At 44.3% G+C, this 18,586-nt stretch carries 15 protein-coding genes; 12 read left to right on the top strand and 3 right to left on the bottom strand.

The features are described 5' to 3' along the window. Positions 1-138: 138 nt before the first annotated feature. Positions 139-1,044 (top strand): metallophosphoesterase, encoded by a 906-nt coding sequence (locus tag QVD32_RS09175; RefSeq protein ID WP_229033653.1) that lies wholly within the window; start codon positions 139-141, stop codon positions 1,042-1,044. Positions 1,045-1,052: 8 nt separating this feature from the next. Here the strand turns inward: QVD32_RS09175 and QVD32_RS09180 are convergent, their stop codons facing one another. Next, positions 1,053-2,558, bottom strand: coding sequence for a potassium/proton antiporter (locus QVD32_RS09180; protein ID WP_021891037.1), 1,506 nt, complete (start codon positions 2,556-2,558; stop codon positions 1,053-1,055). Positions 2,559-2,922: 364 nt separating this feature from the next. Between QVD32_RS09180 and gnd the strand changes: the two genes are divergently transcribed. Genes gnd through pgl form a run of 3 tightly spaced genes read left to right on the top strand, consistent with a single transcriptional unit; the run spans position 2,923 to position 6,658 of the window. Next, entirely contained in the window at positions 2,923-4,380 is a 1,458-nt protein-coding gene (gene gnd / locus QVD32_RS09185; RefSeq protein WP_021891035.1) for a decarboxylating NADP(+)-dependent phosphogluconate dehydrogenase, read from the top strand. A gap of 21 nt (positions 4,381-4,401) precedes the next feature. Next, positions 4,402-5,907 carry a glucose-6-phosphate dehydrogenase gene (gene zwf / locus QVD32_RS09190; protein ID WP_021891034.1) on the top strand — a complete coding sequence of 502 codons (1,506 nt, stop codon included), beginning with the start codon at positions 4,402-4,404 and terminating at the stop codon, positions 5,905-5,907. 16 nt (positions 5,908-5,923) lie between these two features. Next, a complete protein-coding gene (gene pgl, locus QVD32_RS09195) occupies positions 5,924-6,658 on the top strand; it encodes a 6-phosphogluconolactonase (RefSeq protein WP_008861051.1) in 735 nt (244 codons plus the stop codon). On the opposite strand, the gene trmD is transcribed toward pgl, so the two are convergent. Then, positions 6,647-7,321: a tRNA (guanosine(37)-N1)-methyltransferase TrmD gene (gene trmD, locus QVD32_RS09200; RefSeq protein WP_008861052.1), complete on the bottom strand. Its 675-nt coding sequence runs from the start codon at positions 7,319-7,321 to the stop codon at positions 6,647-6,649. The genes pgl and trmD overlap by 12 nt on opposite strands. A gap of 134 nt (positions 7,322-7,455) precedes the next feature. Between trmD and QVD32_RS09205 the strand changes: the two genes are divergently transcribed. The 6 genes from QVD32_RS09205 (at position 7,456) to QVD32_RS09230 (ending at position 15,190) form a co-directional block, all read left to right on the top strand. After that, positions 7,456-8,799, top strand: coding sequence for a DNA adenine methylase (locus QVD32_RS09205; RefSeq protein WP_021891033.1), 1,344 nt, complete (start codon positions 7,456-7,458; stop codon positions 8,797-8,799). Beyond that, positions 8,784-9,722 carry a DNA adenine methylase gene (locus QVD32_RS09210; RefSeq protein WP_252206138.1) on the top strand — a complete coding sequence of 313 codons (939 nt, stop codon included), beginning with the start codon at positions 8,784-8,786 and terminating at the stop codon, positions 9,720-9,722. Before QVD32_RS09205 ends, QVD32_RS09210 begins: the two co-directional genes overlap by 16 nt. Before the next feature lie 3 nt (positions 9,723-9,725). Then, positions 9,726-11,717, top strand: a complete 1,992-nt coding sequence (locus QVD32_RS09215) for an AlwI family type II restriction endonuclease (RefSeq protein WP_118687570.1) — start codon at positions 9,726-9,728, stop codon at positions 11,715-11,717. Positions 11,718-11,908: 191 nt separating this feature from the next. Continuing rightward, entirely contained in the window at positions 11,909-13,093 is a 1,185-nt protein-coding gene (locus QVD32_RS09220) for a T9SS type A sorting domain-containing protein (RefSeq protein ID WP_021891030.1), read from the top strand. Positions 13,094-13,264: 171 nt separating this feature from the next. Beyond that, entirely contained in the window at positions 13,265-14,881 is a 1,617-nt protein-coding gene (locus tag QVD32_RS09225; RefSeq protein ID WP_008861057.1) for an ABC-F family ATP-binding cassette domain-containing protein, read from the top strand. A gap of 15 nt (positions 14,882-14,896) precedes the next feature. Then, positions 14,897-15,190 carry a Dabb family protein gene (locus QVD32_RS09230; RefSeq protein ID WP_021891029.1) on the top strand — a complete coding sequence of 98 codons (294 nt, stop codon included), beginning with the start codon at positions 14,897-14,899 and terminating at the stop codon, positions 15,188-15,190. A gap of 221 nt (positions 15,191-15,411) precedes the next feature. Here the strand turns inward: QVD32_RS09230 and QVD32_RS09235 are convergent, their stop codons facing one another. Then, positions 15,412-15,543, bottom strand: a complete 132-nt coding sequence (locus QVD32_RS09235; RefSeq protein ID WP_262483652.1) for a hypothetical protein — start codon at positions 15,541-15,543, stop codon at positions 15,412-15,414. A gap of 273 nt (positions 15,544-15,816) precedes the next feature. On the opposite strand from QVD32_RS09235, the gene metA reads away from it, so the two are divergent. Both metA and QVD32_RS09245 read left to right on the top strand, forming a co-directional pair. Further along, on the top strand, positions 15,817-16,734 hold the full coding sequence (metA, locus tag QVD32_RS09240) for a homoserine O-acetyltransferase MetA (RefSeq protein WP_118687571.1): 918 nt from the start codon (positions 15,817-15,819) through the stop codon (positions 16,732-16,734). Then, entirely contained in the window at positions 16,731-18,554 is a 1,824-nt protein-coding gene (locus QVD32_RS09245; protein WP_118687572.1) for a peptidase U32 family protein, read from the top strand. Before metA ends, QVD32_RS09245 begins: the two co-directional genes overlap by 4 nt. Positions 18,555-18,586 lie beyond the last annotated feature (32 nt).

Below are 18,586 nucleotides of genomic sequence, written 5' to 3' on the forward strand. Positions count from 1 at the left end.
GCGGGTATCGATACCCGCCTCAATAATTGTGATATAAATAGTTGCCTGCCCATAAAATTAATTATACATTTGCTCCAAATATTACGACTTTTAAAAGTAGAGCATAACATGCAATTATATTCGGAAAAACGCTCGATTATGAACAAACTGATTGGATTACTTACCTGCTTATGTTTCTCCACAAACTTGGCGGTAGCTCAAAATAAAGATGCATCATCAATCATTAAATTCGGATTATTCGCCGACACCCAGTATGCTGATTGTCCGTCCCAAAATACCCGTTATTATCGGGAAGCTCTACAAAAATTAGATACATGCATCGAGTATTTCAACCGACAAGAAGTTCAATTCACTATTAATTTAGGTGATATTACCGACAGGAAGAACTCCGATTTAGAAGTAATAAAGCAGCATCTCTCCCAACTTAATCATAAAATTTATCACCTCACAGGAAATCACGACTACAAAGACATTACAAACAACTCTGTCCTTTACAAGCAGCTGAGTATGCCTTCTGAATATTATTCGTTCAAAAAAGGGGACTGGGTATTTATCATGTTAAATACCAACGAAATCGCTTCATACGCCAATATAGCGGGAACACCCAAAGAGAATGAATGGAACAGGATGCAAGAACAGATAAAACAAATCAAAGGCAAATATGCTTATGAATGGAACGGAGGAATAAGCGAAAAGCAAATGCAATGGCTCGATCGACTATTAAAGAAATGCGAGAAAAAGGGTCTTTCGGTCTTAATTTTTTCTCATCACCCGCTATATCCACAAAGCGATTTTTCGGCATTGAACGGCAATGAAATAGTCGACACCCTATCCAAGTATTCTTGTATAAAGGCAGCTTTCTCGGGCCATCACCACGCCGGGGCATTCGGATATTACAAAAATATCCCTTTGATCACACTGGAAGGAATGGTTGAAACAGAAAACCAAAATGCCTATGCTATCGTCGAAATTTCCCAAGATCACCTACTTGTAAAAGGGCAAGGGAGAGCATCTTCATACTCGTTCAAATTATCCCGACAATAGGATAACTGCTAACGATTCTTTCGCATGGTATAACGGCTGATTCCCAAACTTTCATAGCTTTTACGTAGCTCCTCATCGTTATCTGAAATCACCAGAAGACGGTCTCCACTCTGTAAATGAGTATGTCCTTTGGGAACAAAATATTGTTCTCTGCGCTTGACCATAACGACCAACGTATTATCCGGCAATGAAAGATTCATTAGTTTATTACCTCCCGATAAAGCCTCGTCCGTCAACTCTATCTCGCTCATCGCCGATTTTATTTCATCGGGTAGAGCGACATTAAAGATTTCTTTTTCCTCGCTCTTCCCCACCAATCCCAGCCATCTGGCCATCGCACTTACCGTAGTTCCTTGTACCAACAAAGAGACAATGGTCACGAAAAACACGATATTGAAAATCATACGAGCATTAGGAATTTCTGCCGACATAAGCGGATAGGTCGCAAAAATAATAGGAACAGCACCCCTCAACCCTACCCATGAAATATAAACACGAGCCCGAGTCGTAAACCTACGGAAAGGCAATAAACATGTAAATACAGATATCGGACGCGAGACAACAATCATGAATATGGCAACCAACAATCCCACTCCGGCAACAGCAGGCAACTCCGAAGGATTCACCAACAATCCGAGTGTTAAAAACATGACTATCTGGAAAAGCCAAGTAAAACCATCGAAAAATGTAGTCAAACTACGCTTGTGCACCAACTTCCGATTTCCAACGACTAAACCTGCTATATAGACAGCCAAATATCCGTTCCCTTGCAAAAGATTGGTAAAAGCGAATACGAAAAAAACACAAGAGAACAACAATACCGGATAAAGCGATTCATTAGGGACATTGATACGATTTATAATCCAAACAATAGCATACCCCAACGCAAATCCAGCAGCCGCACCTATCGACAGTTGCATAAAAAGCAGAACGATGGAATGAGGCCAATCGATAACTCCAATTTCAATAACCTGAATCAAAAGTATCGTAAGCATATAGGCCATAGGATCGTTACTACCGCTCTCCAATTCGAGAGTCGGCCGCAAACGCTCTTTCAAAGAAATCCCCTTCGAACGCAAAATAGAAAAAACGGATGCCGAATCTGTCGATGACATAACAGCAGCCAACAGCATGGATTCTAACAATCCTAACTGAAAATTACCCGGCAAAAGATCGGACAACGAATAAATGAATAATCCTGTTATAATCGTTGTCATTAAAACTCCCAACGTAGCCAAAGTCACACCCGGAGCTAAAATTGGTTTTATTTCCCGATAGTGTGTATCCATTCCACCCGAAAACAAAATGATACAAAGTGCAACCGTACCTATAAACTGGGCTATTTGAGGACTATCGAAATAAATACCGAAACCGTCTGAACCGGCAAGCATTCCCACACCGAGGAACAATAGCAACGCCGGTACACCAAATTTCGCTCCTGTTTTTCCGACAAGGACACTCAGGAACAATAAAATGGCTCCTACCAACAATATATTTTCAGGACTGATAACCATAGAGTTTATTTACTAAGAAGCTGTTTTAAATTTATTGAGAAATAATATTATCATTGCAAGCAGGTATGTTCCGGCCATATTGAGCCCCTGTCTGGCATCTTGAATCCCTTGATTTTTGTCAATAGCCCGCTATTGACTGCATATCTCGGACTCCAATCTGCTTCAACATAGGTCTCAATCTGTCTCGAAATAAATTTAAAACAGCTTCTAATATTTCAAAAACGAGGTAAATATACATAAAAAATGTGATTTTACCAATTCTTCACAATTCGACAAGTAAACAGAAACCATCATTTTTCATGAACAAAAAAAGGAGAAAAGTGTTTAATCAATAATAGCTTTAATAAACAAAATCTTCCTAAACATGATAAAATCGGACATAGGCCTCGTAGGACTGGCTGTTATGGGTGAAAATTTAGCCCTCAACCTCGAACAAAAAGGTTATCGGGTATCATTATATAATCGATTGCGGGAAAACAGTCCGCAAGCGGTAGATTCATTTCTCGCCAATAAAGGGAAAAACAAACATTTCATCGGTACACACTCGCCCAAAGAATTTATCGAATCATTGAAATCCCCTCGAAAAATTTTACTTATGATACGAGCCGGACACCCCGTAGACGAAATGATTACAACATTACTTCCCTTTCTCAAAAAAGGCGATACAATCATAGACGGCGGAAATTCGGATTATCGAGATACTCAACGTCGTGAAAACGAATTGCGGGAAAAAGGAATATTTTTTGTAGGCTGCGGTATTTCGGGCGGAGAAGAAGGAGCTCTCCACGGGCCATCGATTATGCCGGGAGGATCAGACGAAATCAAAAAAGAAATATTACCCGTTTTACAAAACATAGCTGTGCATCTCGACGACGGGACTCCCTGCTGCTCATGGATCGGGCCCGACGGTTCGGGACACTTCGTAAAAACAGTTCACAACGGTATAGAATACGGAGATATGCAACTGATAGCCGAGGCGTATTCCCTATTGAATATTTTGCAAAAAGGAGACCATGAAGCCACTGCCCAAACTTTCGAATCATGGAACAAAGGTGTTCTGGACAGTTATTTGATAGGAATAACAGCACCCATATTACGATATAAAGATACCGACGGTAAATCCCTAATCGACAAAATAGCAGACCGTGCGGGACAAAAGGGAACAGGAAAATGGAGCATAGAGGCTGCCATCGACAGCGGAACCACGCTATCTGTTACTGCCGAGTCGGTTTTTGCCCGACTCTTATCGAATCGCACAACAGAGCGAAACAAAGCACATCGTTTATACCCCGAAACCGATCCGGCTCCGATATTCGAACTTAGCGTAGACGACATACATCATGCTCTTTACGCCTCCAAAATCATCGCATATACACAAGGGTTCGATTTATTGTACAACATGTCCGAAAAACATAACTGGCAGCTCAACCTCGCCGATATAGCGACTATATGGAGAAAGGGTTGCATCATACAATCTCGATTTCTCTACGAAATAGCTCAGGCTTACAAACTGACGAATGAATACGAAAACTTACTATTCACACCTTATTTCAGGGAAAAAATAATTTTATGTCTCCCGTTTTGGCGGAAAGTAGTTCAAACGGCCATAGCAGCAGGGATAGCCATACCCGGGACAGCCTCGGCATTAGCATGGTTCGACGGTTTTAGATGTAAAAAATCATCGGCCAACCTGATACAAGCGCAACGAGACTACTTCGGTGCTCATTTGTATGAAAGAATCGATGCTCCGGCAGGTACGTTTTTTCACACCGACTGGAACCGACACGGAGACGGAACGACCTCCGGTAACTATTCTCTATAAAAACAAACAAAAAATTTCGATATGAACAAAATACCCGAAAGCCAAATTCTGATTATCTTCGGAGCATCAGGTGATTTAACCCATCGGAAACTCATACCCTCGTTATTCGAGCTATTCGAAAGGAAACTTCTTCCCGACAAATTTTTAATCGTAGGTGTTTCCCGGACAAAACAAAGTACTGAAGAATTCCGACAATCCTTGCATTCATCTATCATTGGTAACGGAAAGACCTATGCCACGGATAATCCTTATCTAAAAAACTTCCTCAGAGAAATATACTATATCTCTTGCGATACTACCGACTGCAATGCATACGTCGCTTTATTCAGAGAAATAGAACAATTGCGCAATGCCGCCGGCATAGAAGATAACATGTTGTTTTATCTCGCTACGCCGCCTCAGATGTATGCAACTATCCCCATCTGCATACAAGCCCAACAACAAAACATCTCTAAAAACGGTTGGCGGAGAATCATTATAGAAAAGCCGTATGGAAGTAACGAAGATGAAGCGAAACAACTCGACAAATTATTATGCGGAATATTCCCCGAACGAGAAATCTACCGTATAGATCATTTTTTGGGAAAAGAAACTGTTCAAAACATTTTAGTCCTGCGCTTCGCCAACAGCATTTGGGAACCTCTTTGGAATCGGAATTACATAGACCACATAGAAATAACGGCCACCGAAACCTTAGGAGTGGAACAACGAGGTAATTACTACGATTCGGCCGGTGCTCTGCGAGACATGGTACAAAGTCATCTCATGCAAATCATGGCATTTATCGCTATGGAACCACCCTCCTCTTTCGAAACCGAAGCAATTCGCAATGAAATCAGTAAAGTATTCCGGTCATTACGTCCACTCTCTCCCGACGATATAGCGCATAACACACTGCGGGCACAATACTCCGAAGGGAAATTAAACGGAACAAAACTTCCCGGATACCGAGAAGAACCGAACGTAAATAAGCAATCGACGACAGAAACCTTTGTCGCTCTAAAATTATACATAGATAATTGGCGGTGGGCTCATGTTCCATTTTATATTTATACGGGGAAACGATTATCCGAAAAGAGGTCTGAAATCATCATACATTTCCGTTCCACGCCACAGGCATTATTTCCGGGACAATGTTGCGGAGACTCTTGCAATCAACTCATCATTACTCTACAACCCGACGAAAGCATCCGGTTACGTTTCGGTTTAAAACAGCCCGGAACCAACTTCGAGGTACAGCAAGTGAGCATGGATTTTTTCTACAACTCACTTATCCCGAATAAATTACCGGATGCTTATGAACGGCTTCTTCTCGATGCCATGCGAGGCGACGCTCTACTATATTCGCGAAGCGATGCTCTGGAACTGAGCTGGCACTATTTGGCCCCTCTCATCGACCACTGGGAAAAAGAAAAAGAAGAGAATCTCGTATTTTATCCGGCCGGTAGTCCGATACCTCGCGAGATTACCCATATATATTCTCACCCGTATGTGCTCGAAGCACCTGTTTGCACCCCCAACCCATAACATAATAAACAACATCATGAATCAAACCATCGTACAATTCTATCCAGACGCAACTAAATCGCTGATAGCCCTCACCAACGCCTTACTCATATCGGCTGCCGCACGTACAAAGAAACCTTTTTACTTGGCCCTATCGGGAGGAGAGACAGCTCGCTCACTTTTCGAAATATGGAAAAATCAATATAATGATCCCAAACGGTGGAAAAACGTACATTTCTTTTGGGTAGATGAACGATGCGTATCGTCTGAAAACGAAGAAAGCAATTATCATTGGGCTGAAAAACTGTTTTTCAAACCCGTAGGTATAAATCCGAACCACATTTACAGAATACAAGGAGAAGATATTCCCTACCGAGAAGCTGAAAGATACTCCCGATTGGTCGCAGAAATGCTGCCCGACAGTAACGGAGTACCACAATTCGACTGTACCCTGCTCGGCATCGGCGAAGACGAGCACATCGCATCCATATTCAATAACGATACCGATTTATTAAAATCGGACGACCTTTATGCTGTGTCACGACACCCGGCAACCGGGCAAAGACGAATTACTCAAACCGGAGAAGTCATTTTAGCATCCCGTGAAATCCTTATCGCTCTGGTGGGAGAACGAAAAAAAGAACTGCTCCATCGGTTAGTAGCCAGAAAAGATCAAACGATTACCCCTGCTACATACATACTTTCACACACTTCACGAGCAACTATATTCACCGAGATAGAACTCAATAGCAAAGAGTTGTCATTCCAATAAATCCGGGCGTAAGCGTCGGGTACGTTCGAGTGACTGCTCGTGTTTCCATTCGTCGATTTTACGTTGATGTCCCGAAAGCAACACATCGGGAACTCTCCAACCTTTATATTCCGCCGGGCGCGTATAAACGGGCGGAGCCAATAAATTGTCCTGAAAGGAATCGGATAAAGCCGACTGCTCGTCACCGATAGCTCCCGGTATAAGACGCACGATAGCATCGCACATGATCGCAGCGGCCAGCTCTCCCCCGGTGAGGACATAATCTCCTATCGTCACCTCCTTCGTCACGAAATGTTCCCGTATGCGGTAATCGATACCTTTATAATGACCGCACAGAATAATGAGATTACCCGCCATCGACAAACGGTTAGCCATAGGCTGGTCGAATCGCTCTCCGTCGGGAGTTGTAAAAATCACCTCATCGTAATTCCGCTCGCTTTTCAATTGAGTGATAGCCCGATCCACAGGCTCTATCTGCATGACCATACCGGCCTCTCCCCCGAATGGATAGTCGTCGACTCGCCGATGTTTATCCAACGAGTAATCCCTCAGATTGTGAACCACGATCTCGACCAACTTTTTATCTTGGGCTCTTTTCAGAATAGAATAATTCAGCGGGCTTTGCAATAACTCTGGCAATACGGTAATAATATCAATGCGCATCATAGCTCTCAATTTGCCGACAAAAGTAGCCTTTTCTAACGGGTTTCACAAATAGAGAAAATTTTTATCCCAGAAGTTAAGTGCTGCTCGAATTTGTTTTGTAATTTTGCCATACGTTGTCAAACGCAGATAACATGCATACCATAGGTAAAATATTGAAAACTATACGGGAAGAACGTGGGTTACAACTTCGACAGGTCGCTATCGAATCGAATATCGATTTGACTCTGTTGAGCCGTGTCGAAAATGGGAAACGAATGCCTTCCGAGAGCTTACTCATCAAATTAGCGGAAACTTACGGGCTCGACAGTAACCTGCTAGTCCTGCAATTAGTAAGCGATAAAATTTTAGAAATAAGCGAGCAGTATCCCGACCATACCATCGAAGCCCTGAAAGTCGCTCAGGAAAAAGCCCGACTCGGAGAGCGATACATCTCGTTCTTCATGAACTCGTTCATATCTCGCCCCATCGGGCTGGAAAGCCGCCGTTACATTGGAAACAAAACCAAACTGACCGATTGGATCATGGAAACTATTCGGCGGGAATGCCCCGAGGCGCATTCGTTCTGCGATATTTTTGCTGGAACCGGTGCTGTGGCCGGGAAAGCAATACCCTATTACGACCAAGTGATATTCAACGATTTGCTTTGTGCCAACCGAGTCATCTATCAAGGTTTCTTCGAAAAAGGAGAATGGAACAGGGATAAATTATGTACAATCCTCGACGAGTATAATCACACCGATTACAACTCTTTGGAGGATAATTATTTTTCAATAAACTTCGGCGGTAAATATTTCGATTATGGAGTTTCGAAACTCATCGGATATGTTCGCCAGAACATAGAAGACCGTCGAGGAGAACTCACAGACAAAGAATATAACATTCTACTCTCCACCCTCATTTACAATATGGATCGCATAGCCAACACCGTAGGGCATTTCGATGCCTACATACAAGGAAAGGAGATAGAAAAAAAATCCCTCACCCTCCGGTTAATAGACGCTCGAAGCTATGACAATGTAGCAATTTACCAAGAAAACAGCAACACGCTGGCTCGAACACTGCATGCCGACATCGTCTACATGGATCCACCCTATAATTCCCGCCAATATTGCGATGCCTACCATCTCTATGAAAATCTGGTCCGTTGGGAAAAACCGGAGGTAAAAGGAGTAGCCGGAAAATTCAACCAAAAAGACAAGAAAAGCGACTTTTGTACCATGAAGGCGGTCGATGCTTTCGCCGACCTCGTCGACAATCTACACACGAGATACATTGTACTGTCATACAACAACATGGCAAAAAAAGGGAATGGGCGATCCAATGCAAAAATGGACGATACCGACATCATGCGTATACTCGAAGCCAAAGGCCGAGTACAAGTTTTTTCCCATGACCACAGACCATTTACCACGGGAAAGTCGAATATTAAAAACCATCAAGAACGCCTATTTATATGTGTATGCGACAATCACTAGACTTTCCGAACCGGATACAATCACCTCTCAATTATACAGGTGGAAAATTCAGGCTATTACCGCAAATCCTGCCCTTGTTTCCCGCAAACATCGATGTGTTGGTAGACCTGTTCTGCGGTGGCGGTAACGTAGGAATCAACACATCGGCAGAGAGAATCGTCTTGAATGACTCGGACAAGAACGTCATACGCATTTTCAGATTATTCCGGCAATACCCCACCGAACAGATTTTAGAGATAATCGACGGCATCATCGACCGGTACGGCCTGTCGGACAGTCGCACGAACGGATATGCGTTTTACCAATGCGAAAGCGCGAGAGGTTTGGGTACATATAACAAGGAAGGATATAACCGGCTGCGTAGCGAGCTGAATAATATGAAAAGGAGGAACGACCGTTATTTCTTCATGCTGTTCACCCTCATCGTGTTTGCCTTCAACAATCAAATACGGTTCAACGAAAAAAGAGAATTCAATCTTCCGGTGGGGAAACGCGACTTCAATAACAACATGAGGAACAAAGTGAGGCATTTTGCCGAAGCCATCAAAAATCCCCATATCGAACTGTCGTCCAACGATTTTCGGAGAATTCCATTCGATGGGCTGTCCGAACACAGTCTCATTTATGCCGATCCCCCTTATTTGATAACCTGCGCCACCTACAACGAAAATAACGGCTGGAACGCCCGGCTCGAAAAACAACTGCTCACTTACCTCGACCGGGCGAACGACAGAGGAATAAAATTCGCCTTGTCGAACGTTCTGAAAAACGGAGACAAAGAAAACACGATATTGGCCGAATGGTTAGAACGGAATCCCATGTATATCCGTCACGATTTGAATTACAATTACAGCAATTCGAGTTATCACAAAAAAGACAGGAGCAAACATTCCACCGAAGTACTAATCACCAATTTCGAATGAAGTATGTGTACATATAAAAGCTATTGTTGGTCGATGGGAACCACGAGTTTCAGGACTGCCGATTTCAATCAAAAAATCGAAAGACAATTGACTCTTCTTTCCAAGTTTTGGGAGGTTCATACCGATGTCGTTTGGTCGGGGAACGACGAGATACAATCTTTGTACTACGACTTCATGAAAGACAACGATTTTCTTACCGGCGATGCACCCAACAAACCCAAAGATGCCCGGGAAAAAACATCGGGGTTGATTGATTTGGGATTGATCGATAACGAACGAAGACCGACTGCCGCCGGAGAATCATTACGACAAATCACCTCCAACGGAGATTTCCGACCGAATAATCTGCTGCAAATTCCGGCCGATAGCTACATTTATTTCAAACAGATGCTCAAAACGAGCAACGACGTAGACGGTGAAATCGTACGACTGTTCGTCGTACTGGTTCTCGCTTTGAAACAGCTGGAATATCTCACACAAGAAGAGTTCACCTACCTGCTGCCACTCATTACCACTTCCCGAAAATTCAGAACAATCGTCGATTGCATAAAACGATTGCGAAAAGGAGATATCACAATCGACGAAATCATCGTCGATACACTCTTGACGATGGAGAATTACCGGGAAGCGAGGCTATATCTTTTGGAGAGACCGGTATCCGAACATGTGATTTGCCAAGCGGGAATCAACCGCAAAAGTCGTCAATACGACAGCACATACTACCCGCTCTACCGCACTATCGAGTCATTGGATAGAAACAACGCTCAATCCATTCTCGATTTGTTACAAGCCTGCCGGAACATTCGCATCGGTGCGTTGTGGTGCAACCACCTTTTCAAAACGACGAACAGGGGAAAAATAAAGAAATTACTATCCGCCTCGCTCAACGATGTTCCCATCTTGAATTGCCGAAACGAATCTGAATTGAAAGACAGATTCTTCCGATTGATGCATCTCTTCAAGGTAAAAGCCAATTTGTCTGATTATTTCGATCTGAACCGCCGATATTTCGGGACGACCGATACCGTTCTTTTCAAAGACAACAGGGTAGAACTCTCCCCCATACCGAAATGTTTTTTCGACCTTTGTGCCGAAAATCTCGAAGAAATCGCTTTCACGACCTCACCGCTCCTGCCCCTCGATTGCGACATCGAAAAAATCATACCTCGCTATGATATCGAAGAATCCGACCTGCATCGTAAACTGGCAGACAAGTATGGCCTTGCCCCGCAATCGCTCAGCGACATTCGCGCCTTTCTCGACGACGAGCGCCACGAGCGTTTCAACCGGCTCATCGATGCCCGTTTTCCCGACCATGTCCTGTTGGAACTGTTGTCTGACTTCGAAACCCGCAACGACATCAATATCCGCAGGCTCGTCACCGACAACGCCGATGTGCCCACCATTTTCGAATACATCGTCGGTATCGTCTGGTACAAGGTAAGCAACCGCAAAGGGCGCATTCTGGATTACTTCAACCTGTCGTTAGATGCCGATTTGCTTCCGAAAACACACGCCGCCGGTGGTATGGAAGACATTACCTATCGATACAATGCCACTCCCGGTTACCCGGAGCACACACTGCTTATCGAAGCGACCCTTGCCGAGGCCGGCACACAACGCCGCATGGAGATGGAACCGGTCTCCCGGCATTTGGGTGACTTCCTCTTACGCGACAATCGGCAGGAAGCCTACGCCTTGTTTGTCACCCCGTTCCTGCATCTAAACGTTATTTCGGATTTCCGGGGGCGAAAACAAATGCCCTACTATTCAAGCGATGGAGAGCAGTGCATTAACGGAATGAAAATCATTCCTTTGAATACCGCCGAATTAAAAAACATCATCGCAAATTCGATGACTTACGACCAATTATACCCGCTATTCGAGTGCGCTCACCAAAACAATGAGCCTCCCAAAACATGGTATGAAAACAACATTATGCGCTCTCTACAACCGAAGAAAACCTCCACAGGGATATTAGGTACACTTTTTTGAATCACTCTTTATGAACAAAGGGACTCAATTATTGTGCATTTCACAGTATAAAATTTGTATCTATTAAATCTAATTTTTATATTTGAAAACTCACAAATATACAGAAAGGCGAGCGCAAAGGCAAACCGAAATCTCATTTCCGATTTGACTATGCCGAGCCGCATCCTATATTCTACAAATATATAGAAACCATGAGAGTAAAGGCATTTATATTCGTCGTTTTGATTCTACTCGGAGGGAAGATTTTCACCGTCGACGCAACCGAAAAACATACCATAGATATTGTGGGTATAGAACTCATCTCACCCTACCGCTGTAATCTCACCATCGGGTTTAAGTCATGGGGCGATCCGTTCTATTCTTTGGATATAAGGTCCCCCGATTTGCTCTACATCACCAACGAAAATATCAACCCGAAAGACTACGAAGATAAAAGCTACATAACATATACCATAACTTCGCTATTTACCGACACTGACTATGAGTTTGTAATAACAAGTTACGGAGAATTTGCAGCAAAGTCGGAAATATTGACTTTCAACTCCCACGATTTTTTAAGTAAAATCCAAGTTAACAACAACGAGATTCCCCGATCGGGCATCGTCTATTACGAACCCAATCGTAAATACCAGTTTGAATGCATCACCGATTTCCCGGCGGAAAACTTCCAATGGAGCTTCGAAATCGCCCAAAAAGAGGGAGGTCCAAAAATCATCGCGACCGGCGAAAGTCCCCAATTCCCAATCGAAATACCCACTGTGGAATATATGGACAAACGGAACGATGACGGTGATGTCATTTGCAATATTTACTGCAAAACCCAATATGGAGGAATAACCTATGAAATCAACTACCCTTTCTTTATCCGCACATACCCCGACCAGCCGAAGATCGATATTCTCGATGTAAAGGTACAGGATGCACAATCTTGCACACTGACTGTGGGATTTCATGCTTGGGATGCAAAAACCTATACGATAAAAATCGTCGACACAAACAGAGATAAGATTTGGGAAGACAACCTCGAAGACAACATCAACAATAGTTATACCACGTACACCTTCGACAAAATATATATCGATACCAACTACGAAATAACGGTATGGGGATTTAACGGTTCCAAAATTTTAATGACCCAAACTCTATATTTCCGTATGAACGACCACATGGGTATCGAGAAAATAGAACAGGACGAATTTATCGAATCGGGAACTATCTTTAACCTGCAAGGACAAATCATCGGCCGATTTACCGAAAACCATCGGGACATATTCACCGAACTGCAACCCGGTATCTACATCATAAACGGATTGACCTCTACCGGGAAAAAAGTCAACCGTAAAATTATCGTCAAAAGCCCTTCCTCCCCGATATGATATAGAAAAACTATCCTGTCCCGGAATAAACCTCATAAAAAACAGGACTTTTCATATCTCGAAAAAAAGAGCTACCTTTGCCAATCGAAAAAATAAGAACCGGGTCTCGGCACTATCGAGCGATATTCGTCTCTCTCCCCGTTCCACCCGGTAAACACGAAAAGGTAAAAGATGATAACGGTTAACAATTTAGGTATTCAATTTGGTAAAAGAGTTCTTTTTCAAGAGGTTAATTTAAAGTTTACTCCGGGAAACTGCTATGGCATTATCGGAGCTAACGGAGCCGGCAAATCGACCCTCATGCGTATTTTGAGCAATCAACTCGAACCCTCTCACGGTACTGTGACTCTGGGGCCGGGTGAACGCCTCTCTGTATTGAGTCAGGATCACTTTGCATTCGATGAATTTACCGTCATCAATACCGTGCTGATGGGGCATACCGTTCTATGGGACATCATGCAGGAAAAAGATGCCTTGTACGCCAAACCCGATTTCAGCGATGCGGACGGTATCCGCGCAGCCGAACTCGAAGAGAAATTCGCCGAGCTCGAAGGTTGGAATGCCGAAAGCGATGCAGCTTCCCTGCTCAGCGGACTGGGTATCAAGGAAAACAAACACTACATGCTCATGAAAGATTTGAGCGGTAAGGAAAAAGTACGGGTATTGTTGGCAAAAGCATTGTTCGGTCACCCGGACAACTTGCTGCTCGACGAGCCCACCAATGACCTCGACCTCGAAACGGTGATGTGGCTCGAAAACTACCTCGCCAACTTCGAAAATACCGTATTGGTCGTTTCGCACGACCGGCACTTCCTCGATTCGGTATGTACGCACACCGTAGATATCGACTTCGGCAAAGTACAACTTTTCGCCGGGAATTACAGTTTCTGGTACGAATCCAGCCAGTTGGCTCTGCGTCAACAACAGCAACAAAACAAGAAAGCCGAAGAAAAGCGAAAAGAATTGCTCGAATTTATCCAGAGGTTCAGTGCCAATGTCGCCAAATCGAAACAGACGACCAGCCGTAAAAAGATGCTCGAAAAGCTCAATATCGAAGAGATACAACCTTCTTCCCGCCGATACCCGGGTATCATTTTCACTCCGTCACGGGAGCCGGGTAACAAAATTCTCGAAGTCAAAGGACTCGCAAAATCGATCGAAGGGACTCTGCTTTTCAAAGACGTGAACTTCTCCATCGAAAAAGACGACAAAGTGGCTTTCATCTCTCACGATCCTCGTGCTATGACAGCTCTTTTCGAAATCATCAACGGCGAAGCGAAAGCCGATGCGGGAACCTACGAATGGGGACAAACCATCACCACGGCCTATCTGCCGCTCGATAACAGTTCGTTTTTCAATACGGACATGAATCTGATCGATTGGTTGGCACAATTCTCAGAGGACACCAGCGAGCTGTATCTCAAAGGCTTTCTCGGTCGTATGCTCTTCTCGGGAGAAGAGTTGCTCAAACAGGCGTCCGTATTGTCCGGAGGGGAAAAAATGCGTTGTATGATCGCCCGTATGATGTTGAAAAATGCCAACACCATGATACTCGATTCCCCCACCAACCACCTCGACCTCGAATCGATACAGGCTTTCAACAATACGCTGCAAGGATTCAAGGGTAATGTGCTGCTTTCCTCGCACGACCACGAATTTATACAGACCGTCTGCAATCGTATCATTGAACTGACTCCCGGCGGTATCATCGACAAAATGATGGACTACGACGATTACATCACCGATGAAAAGGTACAAGCCGCCCGCGAACGACTCTACAATTTATAAAAACATATTTTCGGTATGATAAAACATATTGTAACTTTCAAACTGACCGGCACTCCGGCAGAACGCAAAGAGGTAGCGAATAAATTCAAAGATGCTTTGATGGCTCTGCCCCTAACTATCGACGTGCTTAAAAGTATAGAAGTGGGCATCAATGAAAACCCGTCCGAAAGTTGGGATATCGTACTTACTGCGGTCGTAGAAAAAATGGAAGATGTAGAAACCTACGCAAAACACCCGGCCCATGTAGCCGCTGCCGCACTCCTCGCCGGACATAAAGCCGACAGGGCATGCGTGGATTACACATACTGATAAATTTCCAAGCTATTCTTCTTAACCCTCTCCTAAGAAACCACTGTTTCTTAGGTGTTTTCCCTATATCGTTAACGCGACTCCCCATAAAACTACGGGACACAGCAAGGGAGAAGGAGAGTACTATAAAAAAACAAGAGCGAAAATCCTGATCGGTTTTCGCTCTTGATGTATTTTACCAAGCCGTATTCATTTATCACGGCTTGTGCTTTCTTCTAAAATCAGGCAACCGCAGCTGCCAATTTTTTTTGTAATAAGGCTGTTAACTCTTGGCACATGGCGCCATTTCCCATTACTCGATACTTCGCTATCTGATACCGAAGCATCTCTACTGTCATTTGTTCTTTCATCATAATTCAGCTTTTTTTGTTTTCCACCCTTTGTGAAAAACGGATTCTTTTTACTCTTTTTACGCTACAAATATAATAACAAATTCGCAATAAATATGTTTTATAACATAAAAAAACATATTGCTTTTTTATGAATTATATATTTCCATTCGCTTATTTCAACATTAAAACCAAACCATAAATATCTAATTATCAAAAATTTATTACTATTTCAAGAAAGATTTTCCGAACCGTTCATTTTTTTATAATTTTGTTCGATTAAAATAATAACAAAATATGCCCGTAAAAATACCTTCGTCATTACCGGCAGTCGAAATATTAAAGGCCGAAAATATATTTGTCATGGACGATTTGCGTGCTTCGACACAAGACATTCGTCCATTGAAGTTGCTCATATTGAACCTCATGCCTTTAAAAATAGTTACCGAAACCGATCTATTACGCCTCATCTCCAACACGCCTTTACAAATCGAACTCGATTTCATGAGCGTTTCGGGACACATCTCCCGGAATACTCCGCTCGAACATATCGATACATTTTATAAAGACTTCGACGAAATACGCAGTCAAAACTACGACGGCATGATTATCACAGGCGCCCCTGTCGAAAAATTACAATTCGAGGAGGTCGATTACTGGAACGAGTTAGTCGAGATTTTCGACTGGGCGCACAAACACGTTACCTCGACTCTCTATATTTGTTGGGCTGCTTTGGCCGGGCTGTACCATTTTTACGGAATCCCCAAATACCCGTTGGATAAAAAACTTTTCGGAGTATTCGCCCATCATAAATACGACGAGCGAAATCCTATTTTCAGAGGATTCGACGACTTGTTTTACGTTCCTCACAGCCGATATTCCGAGGTACGCCGAGCCGATATCGAAAAGGATAAATCCTTGACAATCCTTTCCGAATCGGAGGATGCGGGAGTTTATATGGTCATGGCTCGTTGCGGCAGAGAGTTTTTCATCACGGGGCACTCCGAATATTCGACTCTCACGCTCGACATCGAGTATCGCCGCGATTTGGCGAAAGGCCTCGACATTGCCCTCCCCCGAAATTACTATCCCGATAACAATCCCGATAACAATCCGATCGTCAACTGGCGGGGACATGCCAACCTGCTTTTCACGAATTGGCTGAACTATTTCGTATATCAACAAACGCCCTATAACCTGAACGATATACAATGAAAACCGTACGTCGCATAGAACTATTAGCCCCGGCGAAAAACGTCGAAATCGGGCAGCAAGCGATTCTCCACGGCGCCGATGCCGTGTATATCGGCGCGCCTCGCTTCGGGGCACGTTCCACCGCAGGTAACAGCATCGCCGATTTAGCCCGACTCATCGACTTCGCCCATCGATTCGATGCCCGGGTGTACATCACATTGAATACCATTTTACGGGACGACGAACTGCGCGACGCCGAACGACTCATTCACGAATTATACAAAATAGAGTCCGATGCACTCATTGTCCAAGACATGGGTATCACCCGGCTCGACATTCCTCCCATAGCTCTGCACGCCAGCACACAAGCCGACAACCGTACACCCGAGAAAGTAAAATTCCTCGAACAATGCGGATTTTCACAAGTCGTACTGGCCCGCGAACTTTCACTGGGGCAAATCAACGAGATAGCCCGATCGGTACAAGTCCCGCTCGAAGTTTTCGTGCATGGAGCCCTGTGCGTCAGTTACAGCGGACAATGCTACCTTAGCGAAGCGATGTGCGGACGCAGTGCCAACCGGGGCAAATGCGCCCAATACTGCCGGCTTCCCTATACTCTCATAGATGGGAAAGGCAATGTTATCGCCAAAGACAAGCATCTGCTCTCTCTTCGGGACCTCAATCAAAGCGACAGATTGGAGGAGCTTCTCGATGCGGGTGTATCGTCTTTCAAGATAGAGGGACGACTCAAAGACATGGCCTACGTAAAAAACTGTACGGCCTATTACAGGCAGGAACTCGACAAGATTTTCAAACGCCGTCCCGAATACCGTACAGCCTCGACCGGACACTCTTCGATAGAATTTACACCCCGGCTCGAAAAAAGTTTCAACCGAGGATTCACCCACTATTTTTTGGACGGAAGAACGCCCGAACCTATCGCCTCGCCCGACACCCCGAAATCTTTGGGTGAATACGTGGGAAAAGTCAAACAATCCGATAAAAACACATTTACGATCGCCGGACTCACTCCCATACACAACGGAGACGGACTATGCTTCGCCAATAACAAAGGGGAATTCGAGGGTGTACGGGTAAATCGGGTGGAAGGGAACCGAATCTTCCCGGCCTCCCGAATCGAGATAACCCCTCACACGGTTCTGTATCGGAACTTCGATTTCGAGTTTGACAAACGACTCTCCCGCCCTTCCGCCGACAGAAGAATCGATGTAGAGATAACCCTCTATGCCGTTCCCGGAGGATATGCCCTTTACATGAAAGACGAATGCGGCAATCACACGACCATACGGGAAGACGCACCCCACGAAACCGCCCGAACCCCTCAGCAAGAAACTCAAAAGAAACAGCTCGGCAAATTGGGAACGACCGCCTACTCGGCCCTGAAAATAGACATCGACCTGCCCGACAATTTCTTCATACCGGCCTCCGTACTTTCAAAACTCAGGCAAAAAGCGGTCGAATCTCTCGACCGTGTTAGACGCATTGCCTACCGAACCGAGAAACGACAAGAGGAAGACAAAACCGTATGTTATCCCCAGACAGAGCTATCTTACCTCGGCAACGTATCTAACCGACTTGCCGAACAATTCTATCGCGAACACGGGGTTACCCGTATAGACCCGGCCTTCGAAATAAAACCTTCGAGGGGAGTTCCCCTCATGTTCACCCGTCACTGTATTCGTTATATGCTGGGAATATGCAAAAAGACACCCGCCGGCAACAAATTTCCCGACCCCCTCACCCTATTGTATAAAGGACAAAAGCTCCAACTGCATTTCGACTGTACGGCATGTGAAATGACCCTGCAAAGAATGGAATAACCCCGTAAACATAACCTTTCCCGATAAATTTT

Origin of the sequence: Barnesiella sp. (genome assembly GCF_022723415.1) — a bacterium.
GTDB classification, from domain to species: Bacteria; Bacteroidota; Bacteroidia; order Bacteroidales; family Barnesiellaceae; genus Barnesiella; species Barnesiella intestinihominis.